Source organism: Escherichia sp. WS1368, from assembly GCF_046487485.1.
Lineage (GTDB): Bacteria > Pseudomonadota > Gammaproteobacteria > Enterobacterales > Enterobacteriaceae > Escherichia > Escherichia coli.
On the sequence record NZ_JBJQJI010000006.1, the window covers coordinates 146,945 to 166,427 of the forward strand.

At 48.6% G+C, this 19,483-nt stretch carries 20 protein-coding genes and 7 tRNA genes; 6 read left to right on the forward strand and 21 right to left on the reverse strand.

The window, feature by feature from the left end; translation table 11 throughout:
- Positions 1 to 36 precede the first annotated feature (36 nt).
- On the reverse strand, positions 37 to 1,089 hold the full coding sequence (gene aroG / locus ACJHYD_RS13920; RefSeq protein ID WP_001550831.1) for a 3-deoxy-7-phosphoheptulonate synthase AroG: 1,053 nt from the start codon (positions 1,087 to 1,089) through the stop codon (positions 37 to 39).
- Between the two features lie 315 nt (positions 1,090 to 1,404).
- On the opposite strand from aroG, the gene ACJHYD_RS13925 reads away from it, so the two are divergent.
- Together ACJHYD_RS13925 and zitB are read left to right on the forward strand one after the other, a co-directional pair.
- Positions 1,405 to 1,785 (forward strand): YbgS-like family protein, encoded by a 381-nt coding sequence (locus ACJHYD_RS13925; RefSeq protein ID WP_000784342.1) that lies wholly within the window; start codon positions 1,405 to 1,407, stop codon positions 1,783 to 1,785.
- A 113-nt stretch (positions 1,786 to 1,898) separates the two neighbouring features.
- Entirely contained in the window at positions 1,899 to 2,840 is a 942-nt protein-coding gene (gene zitB / locus ACJHYD_RS13930) for a CDF family zinc transporter ZitB (protein ID WP_001550830.1), read from the forward strand.
- Here zitB and pnuC read toward each other — a convergent pair.
- From pnuC to cydA, 20 genes are all read right to left on the reverse strand, one after another.
- On the reverse strand, positions 2,837 to 3,556 hold the full coding sequence (gene pnuC, locus ACJHYD_RS13935; RefSeq protein WP_001550829.1) for a nicotinamide riboside transporter PnuC: 720 nt from the start codon (positions 3,554 to 3,556) through the stop codon (positions 2,837 to 2,839). The two genes, zitB and pnuC, sit on opposite strands and share 4 nt — an antisense overlap.
- A 37-nt stretch (positions 3,557 to 3,593) precedes the next feature.
- Positions 3,594 to 4,637, reverse strand: coding sequence for a quinolinate synthase NadA (gene nadA / locus ACJHYD_RS13940; RefSeq protein ID WP_000115271.1), 1,044 nt, complete (start codon positions 4,635 to 4,637; stop codon positions 3,594 to 3,596).
- A 277-nt stretch (positions 4,638 to 4,914) separates the two neighbouring features.
- Positions 4,915 to 4,990, reverse strand: a tRNA-Lys gene (locus ACJHYD_RS13945).
- Between the two features lie 33 nt (positions 4,991 to 5,023).
- Positions 5,024 to 5,099, reverse strand: a tRNA-Lys gene (locus ACJHYD_RS13950).
- A gap of 146 nt (positions 5,100 to 5,245) precedes the next feature.
- A tRNA-Lys gene (locus ACJHYD_RS13955) sits at positions 5,246 to 5,321 on the reverse strand.
- A 3-nt stretch (positions 5,322 to 5,324) separates the two neighbouring features.
- A tRNA-Val gene (locus ACJHYD_RS13960) sits at positions 5,325 to 5,400 on the reverse strand.
- A 51-nt stretch (positions 5,401 to 5,451) separates the two neighbouring features.
- Positions 5,452 to 5,527: transfer RNA gene (locus ACJHYD_RS13965), tRNA-Lys, on the reverse strand.
- Between the two features lie 2 nt (positions 5,528 to 5,529).
- Positions 5,530 to 5,605, reverse strand: a tRNA-Val gene (locus ACJHYD_RS13970).
- A gap of 35 nt (positions 5,606 to 5,640) precedes the next feature.
- Positions 5,641 to 5,716: transfer RNA gene (locus tag ACJHYD_RS13975), tRNA-Lys, on the reverse strand.
- 164 nt (positions 5,717 to 5,880) lie between these two features.
- The gene (gene cpoB, locus ACJHYD_RS13980; protein ID WP_000097569.1) at positions 5,881 to 6,672 is read right to left on the reverse strand and encodes a cell division protein CpoB; all 792 of its coding nucleotides are present in this window, start codon (positions 6,670 to 6,672) and stop codon (positions 5,881 to 5,883) included.
- Between the two features lie 9 nt (positions 6,673 to 6,681).
- Complete coding sequence (pal, locus tag ACJHYD_RS13985) at positions 6,682 to 7,203, reverse strand: peptidoglycan-associated lipoprotein Pal (protein ID WP_001295306.1); 522 nt, start codon at positions 7,201 to 7,203, stop codon at positions 6,682 to 6,684.
- 34 nt (positions 7,204 to 7,237) lie between these two features.
- Positions 7,238 to 8,530 (reverse strand): Tol-Pal system beta propeller repeat protein TolB, encoded by a 1,293-nt coding sequence (tolB, locus tag ACJHYD_RS13990; RefSeq protein ID WP_001295307.1) that lies wholly within the window; start codon positions 8,528 to 8,530, stop codon positions 7,238 to 7,240.
- A 132-nt stretch (positions 8,531 to 8,662) separates the two neighbouring features.
- Complete coding sequence (tolA, locus tag ACJHYD_RS13995; protein ID WP_001550828.1) at positions 8,663 to 9,961, reverse strand: cell envelope integrity protein TolA; 1,299 nt, start codon at positions 9,959 to 9,961, stop codon at positions 8,663 to 8,665.
- 64 nt (positions 9,962 to 10,025) lie between these two features.
- Positions 10,026 to 10,454 carry a colicin uptake protein TolR gene (gene tolR / locus ACJHYD_RS14000; protein ID WP_000090097.1) on the reverse strand — a complete coding sequence of 143 codons (429 nt, stop codon included), beginning with the start codon at positions 10,452 to 10,454 and terminating at the stop codon, positions 10,026 to 10,028.
- Between the two features lie 3 nt (positions 10,455 to 10,457).
- Positions 10,458 to 11,150, reverse strand: coding sequence for a Tol-Pal system protein TolQ (tolQ, locus tag ACJHYD_RS14005; RefSeq protein WP_000131314.1), 693 nt, complete (start codon positions 11,148 to 11,150; stop codon positions 10,458 to 10,460).
- Positions 11,147 to 11,551, reverse strand: coding sequence for a tol-pal system-associated acyl-CoA thioesterase (gene ybgC / locus ACJHYD_RS14010; protein ID WP_001098384.1), 405 nt, complete (start codon positions 11,549 to 11,551; stop codon positions 11,147 to 11,149). Before ybgC ends, tolQ begins: the two co-directional genes overlap by 4 nt.
- Before the next feature lie 149 nt (positions 11,552 to 11,700).
- Complete coding sequence (gene ybgE / locus ACJHYD_RS14015) at positions 11,701 to 11,994, reverse strand: cyd operon protein YbgE (RefSeq protein WP_000034602.1); 294 nt, start codon at positions 11,992 to 11,994, stop codon at positions 11,701 to 11,703.
- The gene (gene cydX / locus ACJHYD_RS14020; RefSeq protein ID WP_000270282.1) at positions 11,994 to 12,107 is read right to left on the reverse strand and encodes a cytochrome bd-I oxidase subunit CydX; all 114 of its coding nucleotides are present in this window, start codon (positions 12,105 to 12,107) and stop codon (positions 11,994 to 11,996) included. The genes ybgE and cydX overlap by 1 nt, the downstream gene beginning before the upstream one ends.
- Before the next feature lie 14 nt (positions 12,108 to 12,121).
- On the reverse strand, positions 12,122 to 13,261 hold the full coding sequence (cydB, locus tag ACJHYD_RS14025) for a cytochrome d ubiquinol oxidase subunit II (protein WP_000568275.1): 1,140 nt from the start codon (positions 13,259 to 13,261) through the stop codon (positions 12,122 to 12,124).
- Between the two features lie 15 nt (positions 13,262 to 13,276).
- Positions 13,277 to 14,845, reverse strand: a complete 1,569-nt coding sequence (gene cydA, locus ACJHYD_RS14030) for a cytochrome ubiquinol oxidase subunit I (RefSeq protein WP_000884361.1) — start codon at positions 14,843 to 14,845, stop codon at positions 13,277 to 13,279.
- Positions 14,846 to 15,650: 805 nt separating this feature from the next.
- Here cydA and ACJHYD_RS14035 point away from each other — a divergent pair.
- From ACJHYD_RS14035 to glmL, 4 genes are all read left to right on the forward strand, one after another.
- Positions 15,651 to 16,595: a hypothetical protein gene (locus tag ACJHYD_RS14035; RefSeq protein WP_001550827.1), complete on the forward strand. Its 945-nt coding sequence runs from the start codon at positions 15,651 to 15,653 to the stop codon at positions 16,593 to 16,595.
- Positions 16,596 to 16,675: 80 nt separating this feature from the next.
- A complete protein-coding gene (locus tag ACJHYD_RS14040; RefSeq protein WP_000613113.1) occupies positions 16,676 to 17,098 on the forward strand; it encodes a hypothetical protein in 423 nt (140 codons plus the stop codon).
- A 546-nt stretch (positions 17,099 to 17,644) separates the two neighbouring features.
- The gene (gene glmS, locus ACJHYD_RS14045) at positions 17,645 to 18,094 is read left to right on the forward strand and encodes a methylaspartate mutase subunit S (RefSeq protein WP_001550826.1); all 450 of its coding nucleotides are present in this window, start codon (positions 17,645 to 17,647) and stop codon (positions 18,092 to 18,094) included.
- Entirely contained in the window at positions 18,094 to 19,482 is a 1,389-nt protein-coding gene (glmL, locus tag ACJHYD_RS14050) for a methylaspartate mutase accessory protein GlmL (protein ID WP_001550825.1), read from the forward strand. The genes glmS and glmL overlap by 1 nt, the downstream gene beginning before the upstream one ends.
- The last annotated feature ends 1 nt before the right edge of the window (position 19,483 follow it).

Sequence of the window (19,483 nt, forward strand, 5' to 3'; positions counted from 1 at the left end):
ATATGCCACTCTGACGGCGCATCCGACAATTAAACCTTACCCGCGACGCGCTTTTACTGCATTCGCCAGTTGACGTAACAGAGCATCGGTATCTTCCCAGCCGATGCAGGCATCAGTGATGCTCTTGCCATAGGCCAGCGGTTCCCCACTCTCGAGGCTCTGATTGCCTTCCACCAGATGGCTTTCCACCATCACGCCAATAATGGCCTTTTCGCCACCGGCAATCTGCTGGCAAACGTCAGCACAAACATCCATCTGCTTTTTGAATTGTTTTGACGAGTTAGCATGGCTGAAATCGATCATCACCTGTGCTGGCAGGCCTGCTTTGTTCAGCCCTTCTTTCACTTCAGCAACGTGCTTCGCGCTGTAGTTAGGCTCTTTACCACCGCGCAGAATGATATGGCAATCGCCGTTACCGCTGGTATTCACAATCGCCGAATGCCCCCATTTCGTTACGGACAGGAAGCAGTGCGGCGTACCGGCGGCATTAATGGCATCGATAGCCACTTTAATCGTACCGTCGGTGCCATTTTTGAAGCCTACCGGGCAAGAAAGCCCTGATGCCAGTTCGCGGTGCACCTGCGATTCCGTAGTACGTGCGCCAATTGCGCCCCAGCTCATCAGGTCAGCGAGATATTGTGGGGTGATCATATCCAGGAATTCACCCGCCGCTGGCAGACCGCTGTCGTTAATATCGAGCAGCAATTTGCGGGCAATACGCAGACCGTCGTTGATCTGGAAGCTGTTATCCATATGCGGATCGTTAATCAGCCCTTTCCAGCCCACCGTAGTACGCGGCTTTTCAAAATAGACGCGCATCACGATTTCCAGCTCATCTTGCAGCTCTTCACGCAGCGTCAGCAAGCGAGCGGCATACTCTTTAGCCGCGACAGGATCATGAATTGAGCACGGACCAATCACCACCAACAGGCGATCATCATTACCTTTCAGGATTTTATGGATCGCTTTTCGGGCATGGGCGACCGTATTCGCGGCATTTTCAGTAGCGGGGAATTTTTCCAGCAATGCGACAGGAGGAAGTAACTCTTTGATTTCTTTGATGCGTAAATCGTCGTTCTGATAATTCATGTCTGTTCCAGTGTTGCCATACTTATCTTAGTGAATGCAATACTTCCAATCTATATCTTCCGTCAGAATGTGTAAACGGGGTTTTACACTATGAACGGATTAATCCTGGAATTAGCAAGAAAAACGCCAGATTGTCGCGAAAAACGAGATCTCTCCTACAATTTCTAACTGTAACTCCTTTGTTTGTTAATTATTTCAAGATTCTCTGCTGGGTATCTTTGCTTGGCTGAAATCTTAAACCATTGCCTTATATTCACCTGCAAATGCACTGTTGGAAGAGGTTATCCGACATAACGACCATAACAGGAGCATCCTATGAAAATGACAAAACTGGCCACACTATTTTTGACTGCCACTCTAAGCCTTGCCAGCGGTGCCGCACTGGCTGCCGATAGCGGAGCGCAAAGCAATAACGGCCAGGCAAACGCCGCAGCTGATGCGGGCCAGGTAGCCCCTGATGCCCGTGAAAATGTCGCGCCAAATAACGTCGACAATAACGGGGTAAATACCGGTTCTGGCGGCACAATGCTGCATCCGGATGGTTCTTCAATGAACAATGACGGCATGACCAAAGATGAAGAGCACAAGAACACCATGTGCAAAGATGGTCGCTGTCCGGATATCAATAAAAAGGTACAAACTGGTGATGGCATCAACAATGATGTCGATACCAAAACCGACGGTACCACGCAGTAACCCTGCGAAATAGCCAATAATGGGAGAGCGGAGTCTCTCCCTTTTAATTTTTCCCTTCTAAAAGCAGTATGATGTCATAAAGTTAAGTGAGAATAATTAAGGGATGACTCGTCATGGCGCACTCACACTCACACACTTCCTCACACCTGCCAGAAGATAATAATGCTCGTCGCTTGTTGTATGCTTTCGGCGTGACTGCCGGGTTTATGCTCGTAGAAGTCATTGGTGGTTTTCTTTCCGGTTCTCTGGCATTGCTGGCCGATGCGGGTCATATGTTGACCGATACTGCCGCCCTGCTTTTCGCCCTACTCGCAGTGCAATTTTCCCGTCGTCCTCCCACCATTCGCCACACTTTCGGTTGGCTAAGATTGACCACGCTCGCGGCGTTTGTGAATGCCATCGCCCTGGTGGTGATTACTATTTTGATTGTCTGGGAGGCGATAGAACGCTTCCGCACTCCGCGTCCGGTCGAGGGCGGCATGATGATGGCAATTGCCGTGGCTGGGCTGCTGGCAAATATACTTTCTTTCTGGTTACTTCATCACGGCAGCGAAGAGAAAAACCTCAACGTGCGAGCAGCGGCACTGCATGTGCTCGGGGACCTGCTGGGTTCGGTTGGGGCTATTATTGCCGCGTTGATTATTATCTGGACCGGCTGGACACCTGCTGACCCCATTCTCTCAATACTGGTGTCGCTTCTGGTTCTGCGTAGCGCGTGGCGACTGTTGAAAGATAGCGTGAATGAATTACTTGAAGGTGCACCGGTATCGCTGGATATCGCCGAACTGAAGCGTCGTATGTGCCGGGAAATCTCGGAAGTCCGCAATGTGCACCATGTACATGTATGGATGGTAGGCGAGAAGCCGGTGATGACGCTGCATGTGCAGGTGATCCCGCCACACGATCACGATGCCTTGTTAGATCAGATCCAACACTACCTGATGGATCACTATCAGATTGAGCACGCCACTATTCAGATGGAATATCAACCTTGTCATGGGCCAGACTGCCACCTGAATGAAGGGGTGTCTGGCCATTCACATCATCACCATTAATGGGACAGCGCGCGTGAACCTCTTTCGCGTGCGCTGTTGATCCACATCCGGCTGCCGTTAAGCGCAATAAAGGTCAGGATGATGTACTCCAGAGACATGGCGTAAACGCCCTGAAGTGCAAAAATAACGACGCTAATCACGTTAATAATCACCCACAACAGCCAGTTTTCCACATACTTACGCGTCATCAGAATCATTGCCACGATGGATAACACCATCATGCATGAATCCCAGAACGGGAAAGCGTCCGGCTGTAGTTCAGGCATCGCAACCTGTAATCCTAATGCTTGCATGATCATGACTGCCACGCGGGTCAAAAATGCAAACACCGGATTGATAAATACCGTCATCAGACCAATCGAAACAACGCAAACCGCCAACCAGCTGAGCGCCTTCGGCAATGGCAACCAGCGAATTTTCAACTCCGCCTCGTTCTGACTGGTTTGTCGCGACCACGCATACCAACCGTAAATATTCGCGGCAAAGAAAAACACCTGTAATAGCAGGCTGGCATACAGCTGAATCTGAAAGAAAATAATGCCAAACAAGGTGACGTTGATCAGGCCAAAGAAGTAGTTGCTGATCTTCTCCATACTGGCAAGGCCAATACACAGCAACCCAGCGATCGTGCCTACCGCTTCGATCCATGAGAGATCATAACCGCCTGCTCCTATTGGTATATGTACCAGGATATTCTGCACACTAAAAAAATCCATCTTTCCCCCAAAGCGTAACGTTACGCCTTATTATTCGTTATCCACGTAGTGTAGCCGCAAAATCCAGCATACGATTGAGCGGCACCAGCGCCCTCTCTCGCAGCCTTTCATCAACATGAACCTCGTGATTGCTTCCTTCCTGTTCTAATGCCTCTGCGATGGCCTGAAGGCCATTCATGGCCATCCACGGACAATGCGCGCAGCTGCGGCAGGTTGCACCCTCACCTGCGGTTGGTGCTTCCAGTAACTCTTTATCTGGCACCGCCTGCTGCATTTTGTAGAAAATACCCCGATCGGTTGCCACAATAAGCCTCTGATGTGGCAATGTTTTCGCAGCAGCGATCAGTTGACTGGTGGAACCGACCGCATCCGCCATATCGACAATAGCTTGTGGTGATTCTGGATGCACCAGTATGGCAGCATCCGGGTATTCTTCTTGCAAGCGGGTTAACGCCTGAGTCTTAAATTCATCATGCACAATGCAGGCACCCTGCCAGCATAAAATGTCTGCGCCCGTCTGTTTTTGCACGTAACGCCCCAGATGTTTGTCGGGAGCCCAGATGATTTTTTCACCCAAACTATCCAGATGATCAATAAGTTCGACGGCAATGCTTGAAGTTACCACCCAATCTGCCCGCGCTTTTACCGCAGCAGAAGTGTTGGCGTAGACAACGACAGTATGATCGGGATGGGCATCGCAAAATGCGTTAAATTCTTCAACAGGGCAGCCGAGATCCAGTGAACATTCAGCCTGAAGTGTCGGCATCAGAATTGTTTTTTCCGGACTGAGAATTTTGGCGGTTTCTCCCATAAATCTCACCCCAGCGACTAACAACGTAGAAGCGGGATGCTTTGCACCGAAGCGCGCCATTTCCAGAGAATCAGAAATACAGCCACCGGTTTCTTCTGCCAGTTGTTGAATTTCGGGATCGGTATAGTAATGGGCAACCATCACCGCATTACGTTCTTTTAGCAGACGTTTTATCTTCTCGCGGTAATACGCTTTTTCATCAATGCTTAACGGCGTCGGCTTCGGGGGGAAAGGATAAATCGCCGTGTCTGGATCAAACATCACGCTCATCTTACCATCTCGTTTTACAGGCTTAACGTTAAAACCGACATGAGCGTAATATTCGCTGTTATCGGTGAAATTTGTTTTATATGCTAAACAAGATAGTCGAATGGTGGGGAAAAGTCACTCGAATTACGTATGAGATGACGAATGCCACACTTTGCGTCTTATTCCTCCGACGTAGAGTTGTTTACGCAGCAAGCGCGGAGTATGTCATCAGGGTTAAGAATTGAAATTGAGAGATGCCTGAATAGCAAAAAAGCGCCTTTAGGGCGCTTTTTTACATTGGTGGGTCGTGCAGGATTCGAACCTGCGACCAATTGATTAAAAGTCAACTGCTCTACCAACTGAGCTAACGACCCCTTGCGGGATTATGCTGCTTTAATCATTCAGGATGGTGGGTCGTGCAGGATTCGAACCTGCGACCAATTGATTAAAAGTCAACTGCTCTACCAACTGAGCTAACGACCCATACGGGTGTTACCTGAAAGATTTCTACTCGGAACCAATCTTTAAAATTGGTGGGTCGTGCAGGATGACTCGCTTCGCTCGCCCTTCGGGCCGTTGCTGGCGCAACGTTATCCTTCACGCTTAACATCTGAGTTTGATGTTAAAATTGGTGGGTCGTGCAGGATTCGAACCTGCGACCAATTGATTAAAAGTCAACTGCTCTACCAACTGAGCTAACGACCCGAGTGGTGGGTGATGACGGGATCGAACCGCCGACCCCCTCCTTGTAAGGGAGGTGCTCTCCCAGCTGAGCTAATCACCCGATACTGCGCTGGATACTACAAACTACTTCCACCGAACCCACCGTAATTAGTGGTGGGTCGTGCAGGATTCGAACCTGCGACCAATTGATTAAAAGTCAACTGCTCTACCAACTGAGCTAACGACCCGGTGGTGGGTGATGACGGGATCGAACCGCCGACCCCCTCCTTGTAAGGGAGGTGCTCTCCCAGCTGAGCTAATCACCCGATACTACGCTGGATACTACAACTAACTAGGTTAGTGGTGGGTCGTGCAGGATTCGAACCTGCGACCAATTGATTAAAAGTCAACTGCTCTACCAACTGAGCTAACGACCCACTTTTTCGTTGCTTTCGGTTTGTTTGATATCCCGTGGCAACGGCGGCATATATTACTGATTTCAGACTTGAGCGCAACAAAAATTTCGATGTAGATCACTCAACTGCTTATGATTCGCACGACACGACCAGAAATAATGCGACTTCTGGTCGTGTGTTATGCATTACATCGCGTTAAGACGTTTTTGTGCCTGTTTAGCGCCATCAGTACCAGGGTATTTACTGATAACCTGCTGGTATACGGCTTTCGCTTTTGCGGTATCACCTTTGTCCTGCATGATGACGCCGACTTTAAACATCGCATCTGCAGCCTTTGGTGACTTCGGATAGTTTTTCACTACCGAAGCAAAATAATACGCCGCATCATCTTTTTTACCCTTGTTGTAGTTTAACTGACCCAGCCAATAATTGGCGTTTGGCAGGTAAGTTGAATCAGGGTAATTTTTGATGAAATTCTGAAATGCCACCATTGCGTCATCCTGGCGGGATTTATCCTGCACCAGCGCAATAGCTGCATTGTAATCCGTGTTTGCATCACCGCTTTTCACCGGCGCGCCAGCATTCGCAGTACCAGCATCAGCTGTCGGCGTCGTTGATGCCGCCGCACCGCTTTGATCGCCGCTGGTTGATTGCGCCGCTGCACCACCGCTGCTGAGGCTATCGATCTGCAACAGGATCTGCTTTTGCCGCTCCACGACCTGATTCAGTTGATACTGATTTTCCTGAATCTGACCACGCAGGGAATCAATATCGGATTGATTATCAGAGAGTTGTTGCTGGAGTTGGGTTAAAAGCTGGCTGTGAGCATTTGAAATACGCTCAAGTTGAGTGACGCGGTCTTCGACCGAGCCTGAGCCGACACTACTGATTGGTGCCTGAGCAAAAGCGGCCCAGGGGGCCGCTATACCAACCAGTAACGACAGACTCAATAGTTGATGTCTGAAGTTACTGCTCATGCAATTCTCTTAGTAAACCAGTACCGCACGACGGTTTTTGGAGTATGCCGCTTCGTCATGACCCAGTACTGCAGGTTTTTCTTTACCGTAAGAAACGATGGAGATCTGGTCTGCAGAAACGCCTTTACCCTGCAGGTACATCTTAACGGCGTTCGCACGACGTTCACCCAGGGAGATGTTGTATTCCGGAGTACCACGTTCGTCCGCGTGACCTTCTACGGTGACTTTGTAAGACGGGTTGCTACGCAGGAAGTTTGCGTGTGCATCCAGCATTTGAGCGAAGTCAGAACGGATATCGTACTTGTCCAGATCGAAGTAAACGATGTTGTTCTGCTGCAGCTGTTGCATTTGCAGACGAGCCTGCTCTTCGGAAGACATGTTGCCATTGCCGCCGTTCGCATCCATACCAGTGCCGGCACCCAGCATGCCTTCGCTGCCGTCATTGCTGGCGTTCTTGTTGGAAGAACATGCCGCAATTGCCATAACAGGCAGAGCAATCATCAGCCCTTTCAGCACTTTGTTCAGTTGCATTTCAATGATTCCTTTACTATTCAATTAATTATTATCACAGATACGGCGACCAGGCAGGGAATTTGACCTGTCCATCAGTTGCCGGAAGACGCGCTTTGAAACGCCCATCTGTAGAAACCAAATTCAGCACGGATCCCATCCCCTGAGAAGAGCTGTAGATTACCATAGTGCCGTTAGGTGCCAGACTTGGCGTTTCATCCAGGAACGTGGACGACAGAACTTGTACGCCTCCCGTTGCCAGATCTTGTTTGGCAATGTGCTGCTGCCCACCATTGGAGCTGACCATTACCATAAATTTACCGTCGCTGCTGACATCCGCATCCTGGTTCTGCGAACCTTCCCAGGTAATACGTTGTGGCGCACCGCCGTTGATATTCACTTTATAAACCTGTGGACGACCGGCCTGGTCAGAAGTAAATGCCAGGTTCTGGCTGTCCGGGAACCAGGTCGGTTCGGTATTGTTACTGCGACCATCCGTCACCTGGCGGATCTGACCAGAAGCCAAATCCATTACGTACAGGTTCAGACTACCGGTTTTCGACAAGGCGAATGCCAGTTTGCTGCCGTCTGGCGAGAATGCAGGTGCACCGTTGTGACGCGGGAATGAAGCCACCTGACGTACAGCGCCATTTGCCAGCGTTTGGATGACCAGCGCGGAACGACCGCTTTCGAAGGTCACATAAGCCAGTTTAGAACCGTCTGGTGACCACGCCGGAGACATCAGCGGCTGCGGTGAACGGTGAACGACAAACTGGTTGTAACCGTCATAGTCAGATACGCGCAGTTCATACGGGAACTGACCGCCGTTGGTCTGAACAACGTAGGCAATACGGGTACGGAACGCACCTTTAATGCCGGTCAGTTTTTCAAACACTTCATCACTGGCGGTATGACCAGCATAACGCAGCCACTGCTTGTTCACTTTGTACGAGTTCTGAGCAAGTACAGTACCCGGTGCGCCGCCAGTGTCAACAAGTTGATAAGCAACATTGTAAGAACCATCCGGATTCGGAGTGACCTGACCGACAACTACAGCGTCAATACCCAGCGCGGACCATGCAGCTGGTTGTACTTCCTGCGCACTACCCGGCTGCTGTGGCAGACGAGCGCGATCTAACGGATTAAATTTACCGCTGTTACGCAAGTCAGCAGCAACGATGCCGCCAATATCTTCAGGTGCCGCACCAGGACCCGCCCACTGGAAAGGAACAACACCAATAGGACGACCGGAATCTACACCGCTGTCGATCACAATGCGGACTTCAGCATGCAGAACTGATGCCCACAGTATGAGAAAACCAAATGCTACTCGTAATGCCTGCTTCATCATATCTCCCTTATCTGGACCGATGGCCCACGATAATTTAGCAGAATGTTAACAAACTAAAATACACAAAACTACCAGAACCCCGTGGCAACCGGTGCCTGATGTTGACCGTCGGAACAGTCAACATCGCGATTACGGTTTGAAGTCCAATGGCGCGTTTTTGAACACTTCATATACTGCCTGGCTTGGTGGTTTCGGGATCTTCGCAAGTTTAGCTGCTGCCAACGCAGCCTGACAAAGTGCGGGATCGCCACCTTCAGGTTTGATATCCAGTAACATACCATCGGGTGCCAGTTTTATGCGCAGCGTACAGGTTTTGCCTGCATAGGACGATGCGTCATAGAACTTACTTTCGATAGCAGATTTAATCTGCCCGGCATAGTTATTGATATCGGCCCCTGATGCGCCATTGTTTTTAGTATTACCACTCCCGGCTGGCGAAGCATTGTTCCCTTTCGCCCCTCCCCCCGTTTTCGGTGCATTCTTACCAGAGCTTAGCTCACCGAAAATATCATCTGCCTCTGCGGCAGCTTTTGCTGCAGCGGCTTTTTCAGCTGCTGCTTTTGCAGCTGCCGCTTTTTTGTCTGCGGCGGCTTTTTCTGCCGCTGCTTTCTTATCAGCTGCTGCCTTTTCAGCAGCCGCTTTTTCTGCTGCTTTTTTGTCGGCTGCAGCTTTCTCTGCTGCCGCTTTCTTATCAGCTGCAGCCTTTTCAGCAGCCGCTTTCTTCTCAGCTGCAGCCTTTTCAGCAGCCGCTTTCTTCTCAGCTTCTGCTTTGGCTTTTTCAGCAGCTTCAGTTGCCGCTTTCTTTCTTGCTTCAGCTGCAGCTGCTTCTGCCGCTTCCGCTTTCTTCTTCAGTGCCGCCGCGGCTGCCTCGGCTTTTTTCTGCGCTTCGGCTGCGGCTTTGGCGGCTTCTGCTTCTGCTTTTTTCTTCGCGTCTGCAACCGCTTTCTTCGCAGCTTCTTCCGCAGCTTTAGCATCCGCTTCGGCCTTCGCTTTAGCATCTGCCGCCGCTTTCGCTGCCGCTTCTTCCGCTTGCTTCTGCTTTAACTCGGCCTGTTTTGCGGCTTCTTCAGCCTGCTTTTTCTGTTCCTGAGCAGCTAACCGCTCTTTCTCAAGTTGCTTCAGGCGTTCCTGTTCAGCCGCTTGTTTCTCACGCAGTTCTTCAGCAGCCTGCTGTTCTTTCATCTTGCGCTGCTCATCAGAACGCTTCGCGCTTGATTCCTGGCTTTGCATGCGTTTGTACTGCTCAACTACCGCACCTGAATCAACCATGACAGCGTCGATGGATGAACCACCGCCGCCTCCGGCTGAAGCTTCTATATTCTCATCGAACGAACTCCAGATCAGCGCCGCAAATAAGATGACATGCAGCACTGCTGAAATAATTATCGCCCGCTTGAGCTTGTCGTTTTGTTCGGTTGCCTTTGACACTCTCGGTTTCCAAAAACTGTTCGCCTGTTACCCGCTCTCTTTCAAGCAAGGGAAACGCAGATGTTTAGATAGGCTGCGTCATTAAACCAACCGATTTCACACCCGCACTATGTAACAAGTTCAGTGCTTTAATTATTTCATCGTAAGGCACATCTTTTGCGCCACCGATCAGAAAGACCGTTTTCGGGTTGGCCTTGAAACGGCTGGACACTTCCGCCACCACCTGCTCTGGTGGTAAACGCTCCAGGCGATCTTTCTCAACCACCACGGTGTACTGACCAATACCAGACACTTCAACAATCACTGGCGGATTATCGTTACTGCTCACCGCCTGTGATTCAGTAGCGTCTGGCAGATCGACCTCCACGCTCTGGGTGATGATGGGCGCTGTCGCCATAAAGATCAGCAACAGCACCAGCAGTACGTCCAGCAACGGTACAATGTTGATTTCGGACTTGAGATCGCGACGACCTCGTCCACGCGCTCTGGCCATGGCTTACCCCTTGTTGCTCTCGCTAACGGTAAACGCCTGGCGGTGCAGAATCGCGGTAAACTCTTCCATAAAGTTGTCGTAATTCAGTTCCAGTTTGTTTACGCGCTGGTTGAGACGGTTATAAGCCATTACCGCCGGAATTGCGGCGAACAGACCAATTGCCGTCGCAATCAACGCTTCTGCGATACCGGGCGCAACCATTTGCAGTGTTGCTTGTTTTACCGCCCCGAGGGCGATAAAGGCGTGCATGATCCCCCAGACCGTACCAAACAGACCAATATACGGGCTGATGGAGCCAACCGTACCGAGGAACGGAATGTGCGTTTCCAGATTTTCAAGTTCACGGTTCATGGAGATACGCATAGCACGCGACGCCCCTTCCACTACGGCTTCCGGCGCATGGCTATTGGCACGATGCAGGCGCACAAACTCTTTGAACCCGCTGTAAAAGATTTGTTCCGAACCAGTCAGATTATCCCGTTTCCCCTGACTCTCTTGATAGAGGCGAGAGAGTTCGATTCCAGACCAGAATTTATCTTCAAACGCTTCGGCTTCACGCGCCGCTGCGTTAAGAATACGGGTCCGCTGGATAATAATGGCCCAGGATGCGATTGAAAAACCAATCAAAATCAACATGATAAGTTTAACCAGAAGGCTAGCCTTCAGGAACAAATCAAGGATATTCATGTCAGTCACTGCTTAAACTCCGCGACAATAGACTTGGGAAGCGCACGAGGCTTCATTTTGAGTGGGTCAACGCAAACAACCAGAACCTCTGCTTCATTCAGCAAAGTATTCTCGGCGTTGACAATACGTTGCGTGAAAACCAAAGAGGTGCCACGCATTGATGTTATTTCAGTCTGTATTTCGAGCATATCGTCGAGCCGCGCAGGTGCGTAATATTCCACCGTCATTTTACGTACCACAAAGGCAACGCGTTCAGCCATCAGCGCCTGTTGACTGAAGTGATGATGACGCAGCATCTCTGTGCGTGCTCTTTCATAAAAAGCGACGTAACTGGCGTGGTACACCACACCACCGGCATCGGTATCTTCATAGTAGACGCGAACCGGCCATCGAAACAGCGTTGTATTCACTTTACATCCCGGTAATGCAACAAAAGTTAGAGCTTTTAAACGCTGCTACTATACGCGCGCGATTGAGGTTTGGGAATGAGGGCAAGTTAAGGGAGCGTAAAAATTTATGGGCCTGGAGCGGCCCATAAATTTTTAAAGAGAATTCTGATTTAAAAGAAGAAGAAAATCAGCCCGACAATGAGAACAATATCGGCAAGCAAAGGGCAAAAAATCCCTTGCCAGAGAACCTTCTGCGGACGAAAGCCCACGCCGTGAATAACACCAGCACAGACGGCCCACATCAGCAATAAACCATGCCAGATTTCCAGTTCACTGGTCTTCGCGGCGAAACGTGATGGGTCCCAAAACATACATCCTGCTAACAGAAGCGCCATCACGAAGGAAAGCGCCCGCAGGGGGCGCTTGTCCATTACCGCATACAAGGTTGCGATAATCTTACTCATCAGATGTCTTCTTGACCGGCTTTGCCTGATTCGACGTGCTCAAGCGCCAGCGCGGTGATTACCCCAAACGAACAGGCAAGAAGCGTTCCCAGAATCCATGCGAAATACCACATTTTTAGCTCCTTACTTAGTACAGAGAGTGGGTGTTACGTTCAATATCTTCTTTGGTGATACGGCCGAACATTTTCCAGTAACACCAGGCGGTGTAGAGCAGAATGATCGGTACCAGAACCACCGCAACCCAGGTCATGACGTTAAGCGTCAGCTGGCTGGAAGTTGCATCCCACATTGTCAGACTTGCGTTCATCATGGTGCTGGACGGCATCACAAACGGGAACATTGCGATACCGGCAGTCAGGATGATGCAGGCCAGCGTCAGGGAGGAGAACACAAACGCCCACGCAGCTTTATCCATACGAGCAGTCAGGATGGTCAGCAGCGGCAGAACTACACCCAGTGCCGGAATAGCCCACAGAATTGGCGTGTTGTTGAAGTTAACCAGCCATGCGCCAGCTTCACGAACCACTTCTTTATTCAACGGGTTAGAGGCTGCGTAATGGTCCATTGTTGATTTCACAACATAACCATCGATACCGTACATCACCCATACGCCAGCCAGTGCGAAGCAGACCAGTGTCACCAGTGCCGCCACCTGAGCCGTTGCACGGGTACGCAGGTGCAGTTCGCCCACGGTACGCATTTGCAGATAGGTTGCGCCCTGAGTAATGATCATCCCTACGCTCACCACGCCAGCCAGCAGGCCGAACGGGTTAAGCAGCTGGAAGAAGTTACCGGTGTAGTACAGACGCAGATATTCATCAACGTTGAACGGTACGCCCTGCAACAGGTTACCGAATGCTACACCAATCACCAGCGGCGGAACGAAGCTACCAATGAAGATGCCCCAGTCCCACATGTTACGCCAGCGGGTTTCTTCAATCTTGGAGCGGTAGTCAAAACCGACCGGACGGAAGAACAAAGACGCCAGCACGAGGATCATCGCCACATAGAAGCCGGAGAACGCAGCGGCATAGACCATCGGCCAGGCAGCAAAGAGTGCGCCGCCTGCGGTGATCAGCCAAACCTGGTTACCGTCCCAGTGTGGTGCGATGGAGTTAATCATAATTCGACGCTCGGTGTCGTTACGACCGAGGAAACGGGTGAGCATGCCCACCCCCATGTCGAAACCGTCAGTGACTGCAAAACCAATCAGCAGAACGCCAACCAGCAGCCACCAGATAAAACGCAATACTTCATAATCGATCATTTGACGACTCCTGTCTTAGCGTGCCGGCTGAGTAGTCGTGGAAGACTGCTCAAAGTGATAGCGACCGGTTTTCAGGCTGCTTGGGCCGAGGCGTGCAAACTTGAACATTAAGAACAATTCTGCCACCAGGAACAGGGTATACAGGCCGCAAATCAGCACCATTGAGAAGATGAGATCGCCTGCGGTCAGTGACGAGTTCGCCACAGCTGTCGGCAGCACTTCACCGATAGCCCACGGTTGGCGGCCATATTCAGCCACAAACCAGCCCGCTTCTACAGCAATCCACGGCAGCGGAATACCGTACAGCGCGGCGCGCAGCAGCCATTTTTTCTCGCCAATGCGGTTGCGGATGACACTCCAGAAAGAGAGCGCGATGATTGCCAGCAGCAGGAAGCCACACGCCACCATGATACGGAACGCGAAGTACAGCGGCGCTACACGCGGAATGGAGTCTTTGGTTGCCTGTTGAATCTGCGCTTCAGTCGCATCAGCCACGTTTGGCGTATAGCGTTTCAGCAGCAGACCGTAACCGAGGTCTTTCTTCATGCTATTGAACTGGTCACGAACCGCCTGGTCGGTAGAACCAGAACGCAGTTGCTCGAGCAGAGAGTACGCCTTCATCCCGTTACGAATGCGTTCTTCATGCTGCACCATCAGTTCTTTCAGGCCGATAACTGGAGTATCCACGGAACGCGTTGCAATGATACCCAGCGCGTAAGGGATCTGGATCGCAAATTTGTTCGTCTCCTCTTCCTGATCAGGAATGCCGAACAGAGTAAAGGCAGCAGGCGCAGGTTGCGTTTCCCACTCGGCTTCAATAGCAGCCAGTTTGGTTTTCTGCACGTCGCCCATTTCGTAACCAGATTCATCACCCAGAACAATAACAGACAGAACGGCAGCCATACCGAAGCTGGCAGCGATAGCAAAGGAGCGTTTAGCGAAGGCGAAGTCACGACCTTTCAGCATATACCATGCGCTGATACCGAGGATGAACATCGCGCCAGTCACATAACCAGACGCTACAGTGTGAACGAATTTCACCTGAGCAACCGGGTTAAGCACCAGCTCGGAGAAGCTCACCATCTCCATACGCATAGTTTCAAAGTTGAAATCGGACGCGATTGGGTTTTGCATCCAGCCGTTCGCAACCAGAATCCACAGTGCGGACAGGTTTGAACCGAGCGCCACCAGCCAGGTGACACACATATGCTGAACTTTACCCAGACGATCCCAACCGAAGAAGAACAGACCTACAAAGGTGGATTCGAGGAAGAAGGCCATCAGACCTTCGATTGCCAGCGGCGCACCGAAGATATCCCCTACATAGTGGGAATAGTAAGACCAGTTAGTCCCGAACTGGAACTCCATAGTCAGACCGGTAGCCACACCCAGAGCGAAGTTGATACCAAACAACTTGCCCCAGAACTTGGTCATATCTTTATAAATCTGTTTGCCGGAAAGGACGTAGACCGTTTCCATAATGGCCAGCAGGAACGCCATACCGAGCGTCAGTGGCACAAAAAGGAAGTGGTACATCGCGGTCAAGGCAAACTGTAAGCGCGACAGTTCGACTATATCTAACATCATGACTCCTTGCTCATCGCATGAAGACTCCGAGAGTGAACCCCGTTAGAAAGGGTCACACGCATGCCCCAATACAAAATTATTTGCTCGCCTCTATCGTTGCCATTTCATCAAAAGAGGAAAAGACAATGATAAAAAAGTTACAAATATGTTAATGAATAAACCAAATTGATCCCGTAATTATATTACGCCGCAAAATCCTTACAATAAACAGGTTTTTATTGAGCAAATTTGCATTTTTCGACAGTGATCAATTTATAGCGAAATTGTCACGATCTCACCAATTTGATCTACGACAATTTATCGTGTTTTGCAGATTTTTTTCAAGAATTAAAAATTGATTTATATCAAAATCAACCAAATATGTTAATTATGTATAAACCATAGATCATTGGTAATTTTATTGTTAATTTATTGTGAAATATTTATGCAACACAATTATTACAATGAAAAAGTATAGATAAAAAAACAGTGTTTTATTTAACAGAACCGCCCTATCCACTTTTTATAATACCAATTGATTAGAGTAGCCAATTTGTTGCTATTTCACATAACATATTTTTATCAAAGTTAATTGATTGTTGCCTTTATGAGCACCGACCATATGCCCGTTATGTTATTGTTTCATTAGTAATAATCACTTAAATGTATCGATGAAACAGGTATGACTTAGCGGGAGTGATTGTTTCTGAGTGAACAGAGGCCACTTTCGCCTGATAAATGAAAAATGAGCGATTTTTGCAAGTTAGTTTTTCTATAGCCGAGTACGCTCAGCGCCTCGCTTGATTACAATGAGGTTGCTGCTATGAGTCCTGATAATATCGGTTCGGCTGTCAATCGCTTCTCAGGTTGGCCATCTAATGATTCTCTAAAAACAGATAAAGAATCAATGACATCACCCGTGACTGTGCAGGTAATAAAGATGATTGCCGCCATCCTTGACCCACATCGGATAGTCGTTGGAATCGATACACTTTATACAACGCAGCGCGAAACATTTACCTCAGAGAGTCAACAGCTCATTGAATCAGCATTGCAAACACTTCATGTGATGAATTTAAATAACCTGGAAACAAATCTCGATGAGGAAGGTCACTATCTGGCTTTTGGATATAACGTTGACACTCCTGACAGAATAACCGTTTCTGCTTATAATGAAAAAAAGCCTGGCTGCTATGGCCAATGTCTTTTAATACAGGATGACGAAACAGACTTATTTAACCTGATAAAAGTTAAAATTTTTGAAGCCAGGCATAATTATGTCGCTCAATTGATGAGCGTTCCGGAATTTATGTTCAAATTTAGTTATAGCGCTCAACAAAATAGATTAGAACCTCATCTTCTGGTTCCCACTTATTTCCCTCTAAAAACAAACGAACCGGTTACGCAAGAGGATGTACTGTTACTTTATCGTTTCTTTAAAATGGATGGTGATTTTAATATATTAACATCAGATGAATACATGAGTATCATGACACCTCTAATGAAGTGTGAGCGTAGCATCCACGACCACAACAGGTATGTGACGGGCAAAGATACCCTTCTTCTGGACTATCCTCCTTCTGGTAACCAGATATATTTCCATATTTTTCCTGACGAATCAGCAACACTAGTCCTTTATTTTTCAAACAATGACATTGAATGTTTCGTCTTTGAAAGAGATATTCCGAGCCAGTATCGCTTTTTCAAAATGTTTACCAATCTGGCACTGGTTATTGATCAGTTAACCGATGCCAATCAAATACTTTAATTTTTATATATTCCCTGTGGCAAATATTGCCAAACAATGCCCGGGGATTAATTTTTATTACTCACGGAAAGATTTAAATAATGATCCCATCTCAAATCTCGTTCAACACCCTTCCTGTCAATGCAACATACGCTTCAGAGACAACAGTTGACACACAAAAATTCTCTGACATCCTCTACTCAGCGGGGTGTTCCCTAAAGGATCTGGCTTATCTGAGCAGATGTCTGGCATCAATACATCCGACTATCGCCAAAAACATTTATGAAACAGAAAATCTCAGCGATCAAAAATTACTGCATATTGATTGCCGTAGTACAAATGAAATCAAGATAAATATCTTTTTTGGTCAACAACGAGAAGGATTAATTGAAATTAATTCTGACACTGTCATTTTTCCGATATTGTCTTCATTAATTGACTCCGCCATTTCTAAATTTCAACACCAAATCCCCGTTAACGGTTCAGTAAATCCTGACCTATTGTATGAGGATTATACTGATTAAATCCCTCCTGTCGCGAAAATGGCCTGCGTTATTGCCAGACGTAATAAAACTTTTGATTAACGTTACTCGTACTGGTAGCACCTTCATGTACTTTTCTTTTTTACGAAAAATCAAAAGAGCTAACAAAGGTCATAATTCGCATGAATCATTAATTATTTGTTATTTTCAACATTATTTTTACATTAAGCAGAGATGAATTGCAGTGAAATTCGACTTAACTTTTATGAAATGCATTTACTCATGGCTAAAGCCACGTCACAAAAATGCAAATTAGAAGTTGATCACAATTATCTCAATACATCAAATCAAGTTAATTTTAAAAATTTAACATTCATGACATTAGTTGACATAACACACTGAATTAAAATGAGAATTTGAAAACACACTTTAAACAATCATTTCCCGAAAGACATTTTGAAAATAGATCAATTGCAACATTACGGTCAGATAAAGACACTCCTGTGATATTAAACCTGTGCCGTTATGAGCGGCCATAAATACGACGTGTGTAACTTATTTTACTCTCTGTCTTACAAAGGATTACCCATGAAGAAAGCAACACTTGTGATTGGCGTTATTGGCGCGGACTGCCATGCAGTAGGCAATAAAGTTCTGGACCGCGTTTTTAGCAACCATGACTTCAGAGTTATTAATCTGGGCGTAATGGTCAGCCAGGACGAATATATTGATGCTGCCATTGAAACTGGTGCTGACGCGATTGTCGTCTCCTCTATCTATGGGCATGGCGATATCGATTGTCTGGGCATGCGCGAATGCTGCATCGAGCGTGGGCTGGGTAACATCCTGCTCTATGTGGGCGGTAACCTGGTGGTCGGAAAACATGACTTCGCTGACGTGGAAACCAAGTTCAAAGAGATGGGATTTGATCGCGTCTTTTCCCCAAGTCATGACTTAGAAGATGTTTGTCAGCTGATGGCCCACGATATCAACCAACGTCATAACGTTGATACTCGCATTCTTGAAGAGGCAATCTGATGCAAATCGTCTCTGTCGATATTGGTTCGACGTGGACCAAAGCAGCCCTCTTCACCCGGGAGGGGGACGCGTTAACGTTGGTTAACCACGTTCTGACCCCAACCACCACCCATCATCTGGCGAAGGGGTTTTTCTCCAGCCTGGACCAGGTGTTAAACGTAGATGATGCCCTCCCCCTGTTAAACAGTGGTGAGGTTGCATTGAAGTATTCCTCCTCTGCCAAAGGTGGGCTGGCGGTTGCCGCAATGGGATTGGTGCCTTCTATCACCCTGGAAACCGCGAAAGTAACCGCTCACTCTGCGGGTGCTAAAATTGCGCAATATTACGCCTACAAGCTGAACCGCCGTGATATCCAGGCACTGGAAGAAACGCAGCCCGATATTCTCTTATTCACCGGCGGCACCGATGGCGGAGAAGAAAGCTACGGACTGAATAACGCCCGTGTGTTGGCAGAATCCAAACTCGACTGCGCCATTATTTATGCCGGAAACCGGGATATTCAGGACGAGGTGCAGGAGATCCTCGGGCATAAAGACCTGACCATCGTCGACAACGTTCTGCCCGATCTTGACCATCCGAACCCTTTAGCTGCACGCCAGGCTATCTGCGACATATTCCTTAAACGCATCGTTAAAGGGAAAGGGCTGGATGTCATTGTTGATAAAACAGGCGAAGAACCAATGCCGACACCATGGACGGTCTTTGAACTGGTTAAGGCAATCAGTAACGTCGATCACAGCTGGAAAGAGTTCATGCTGATCGACATGGGCGGTGCAACCACCGATGTCTATTCCGCCTGTGCCAACACGCTCTCGCCCGACACTGTTTTACATGGCGTACCGGAACCCTTCGTAAAACGGACGGTGGAAGGCGATCTGGGAATGCGCGTCTCGGCAATGGTGGTTGGTGAAAGTGCGAAAGAGTTAGTCAGTGTGAATTTTGCTAAGCAACCCGCACAGTTGGACGCTTTTTATCATTACCTCCGTCATCTAGTCGCTCATCCCGACTACTTACCCGCGAATGCAGAAGAAAAATATTTCGATACCGTCCTGGCCGGACTGTGTGTGGGTTATGCCACCGAAAGACATGCGGGCACCAAAAAAGAGGTCTGCACCTGCGTCGGCAATGTCGATTTACAGATGGGACGTGACCTGACAACCGTGCGTAAAGTCGTGGGTTCCGGCGGTTGGCTCTCGCGTGCCAGTCAGTTCGATATGCATCACTGGTTGAAATACCGCGAGTTAAACGACGACGGTAAACGCATTCTCTTACCGACCGAATTTGAATATTACCGCGATTCCCGGGGGCTATTACCACTGCTGGCAAACGTCGCCAGAGTCGATCCACTGGCCGCCGCGCGCACCAGTATTCAATGCTTAACCCTATAAC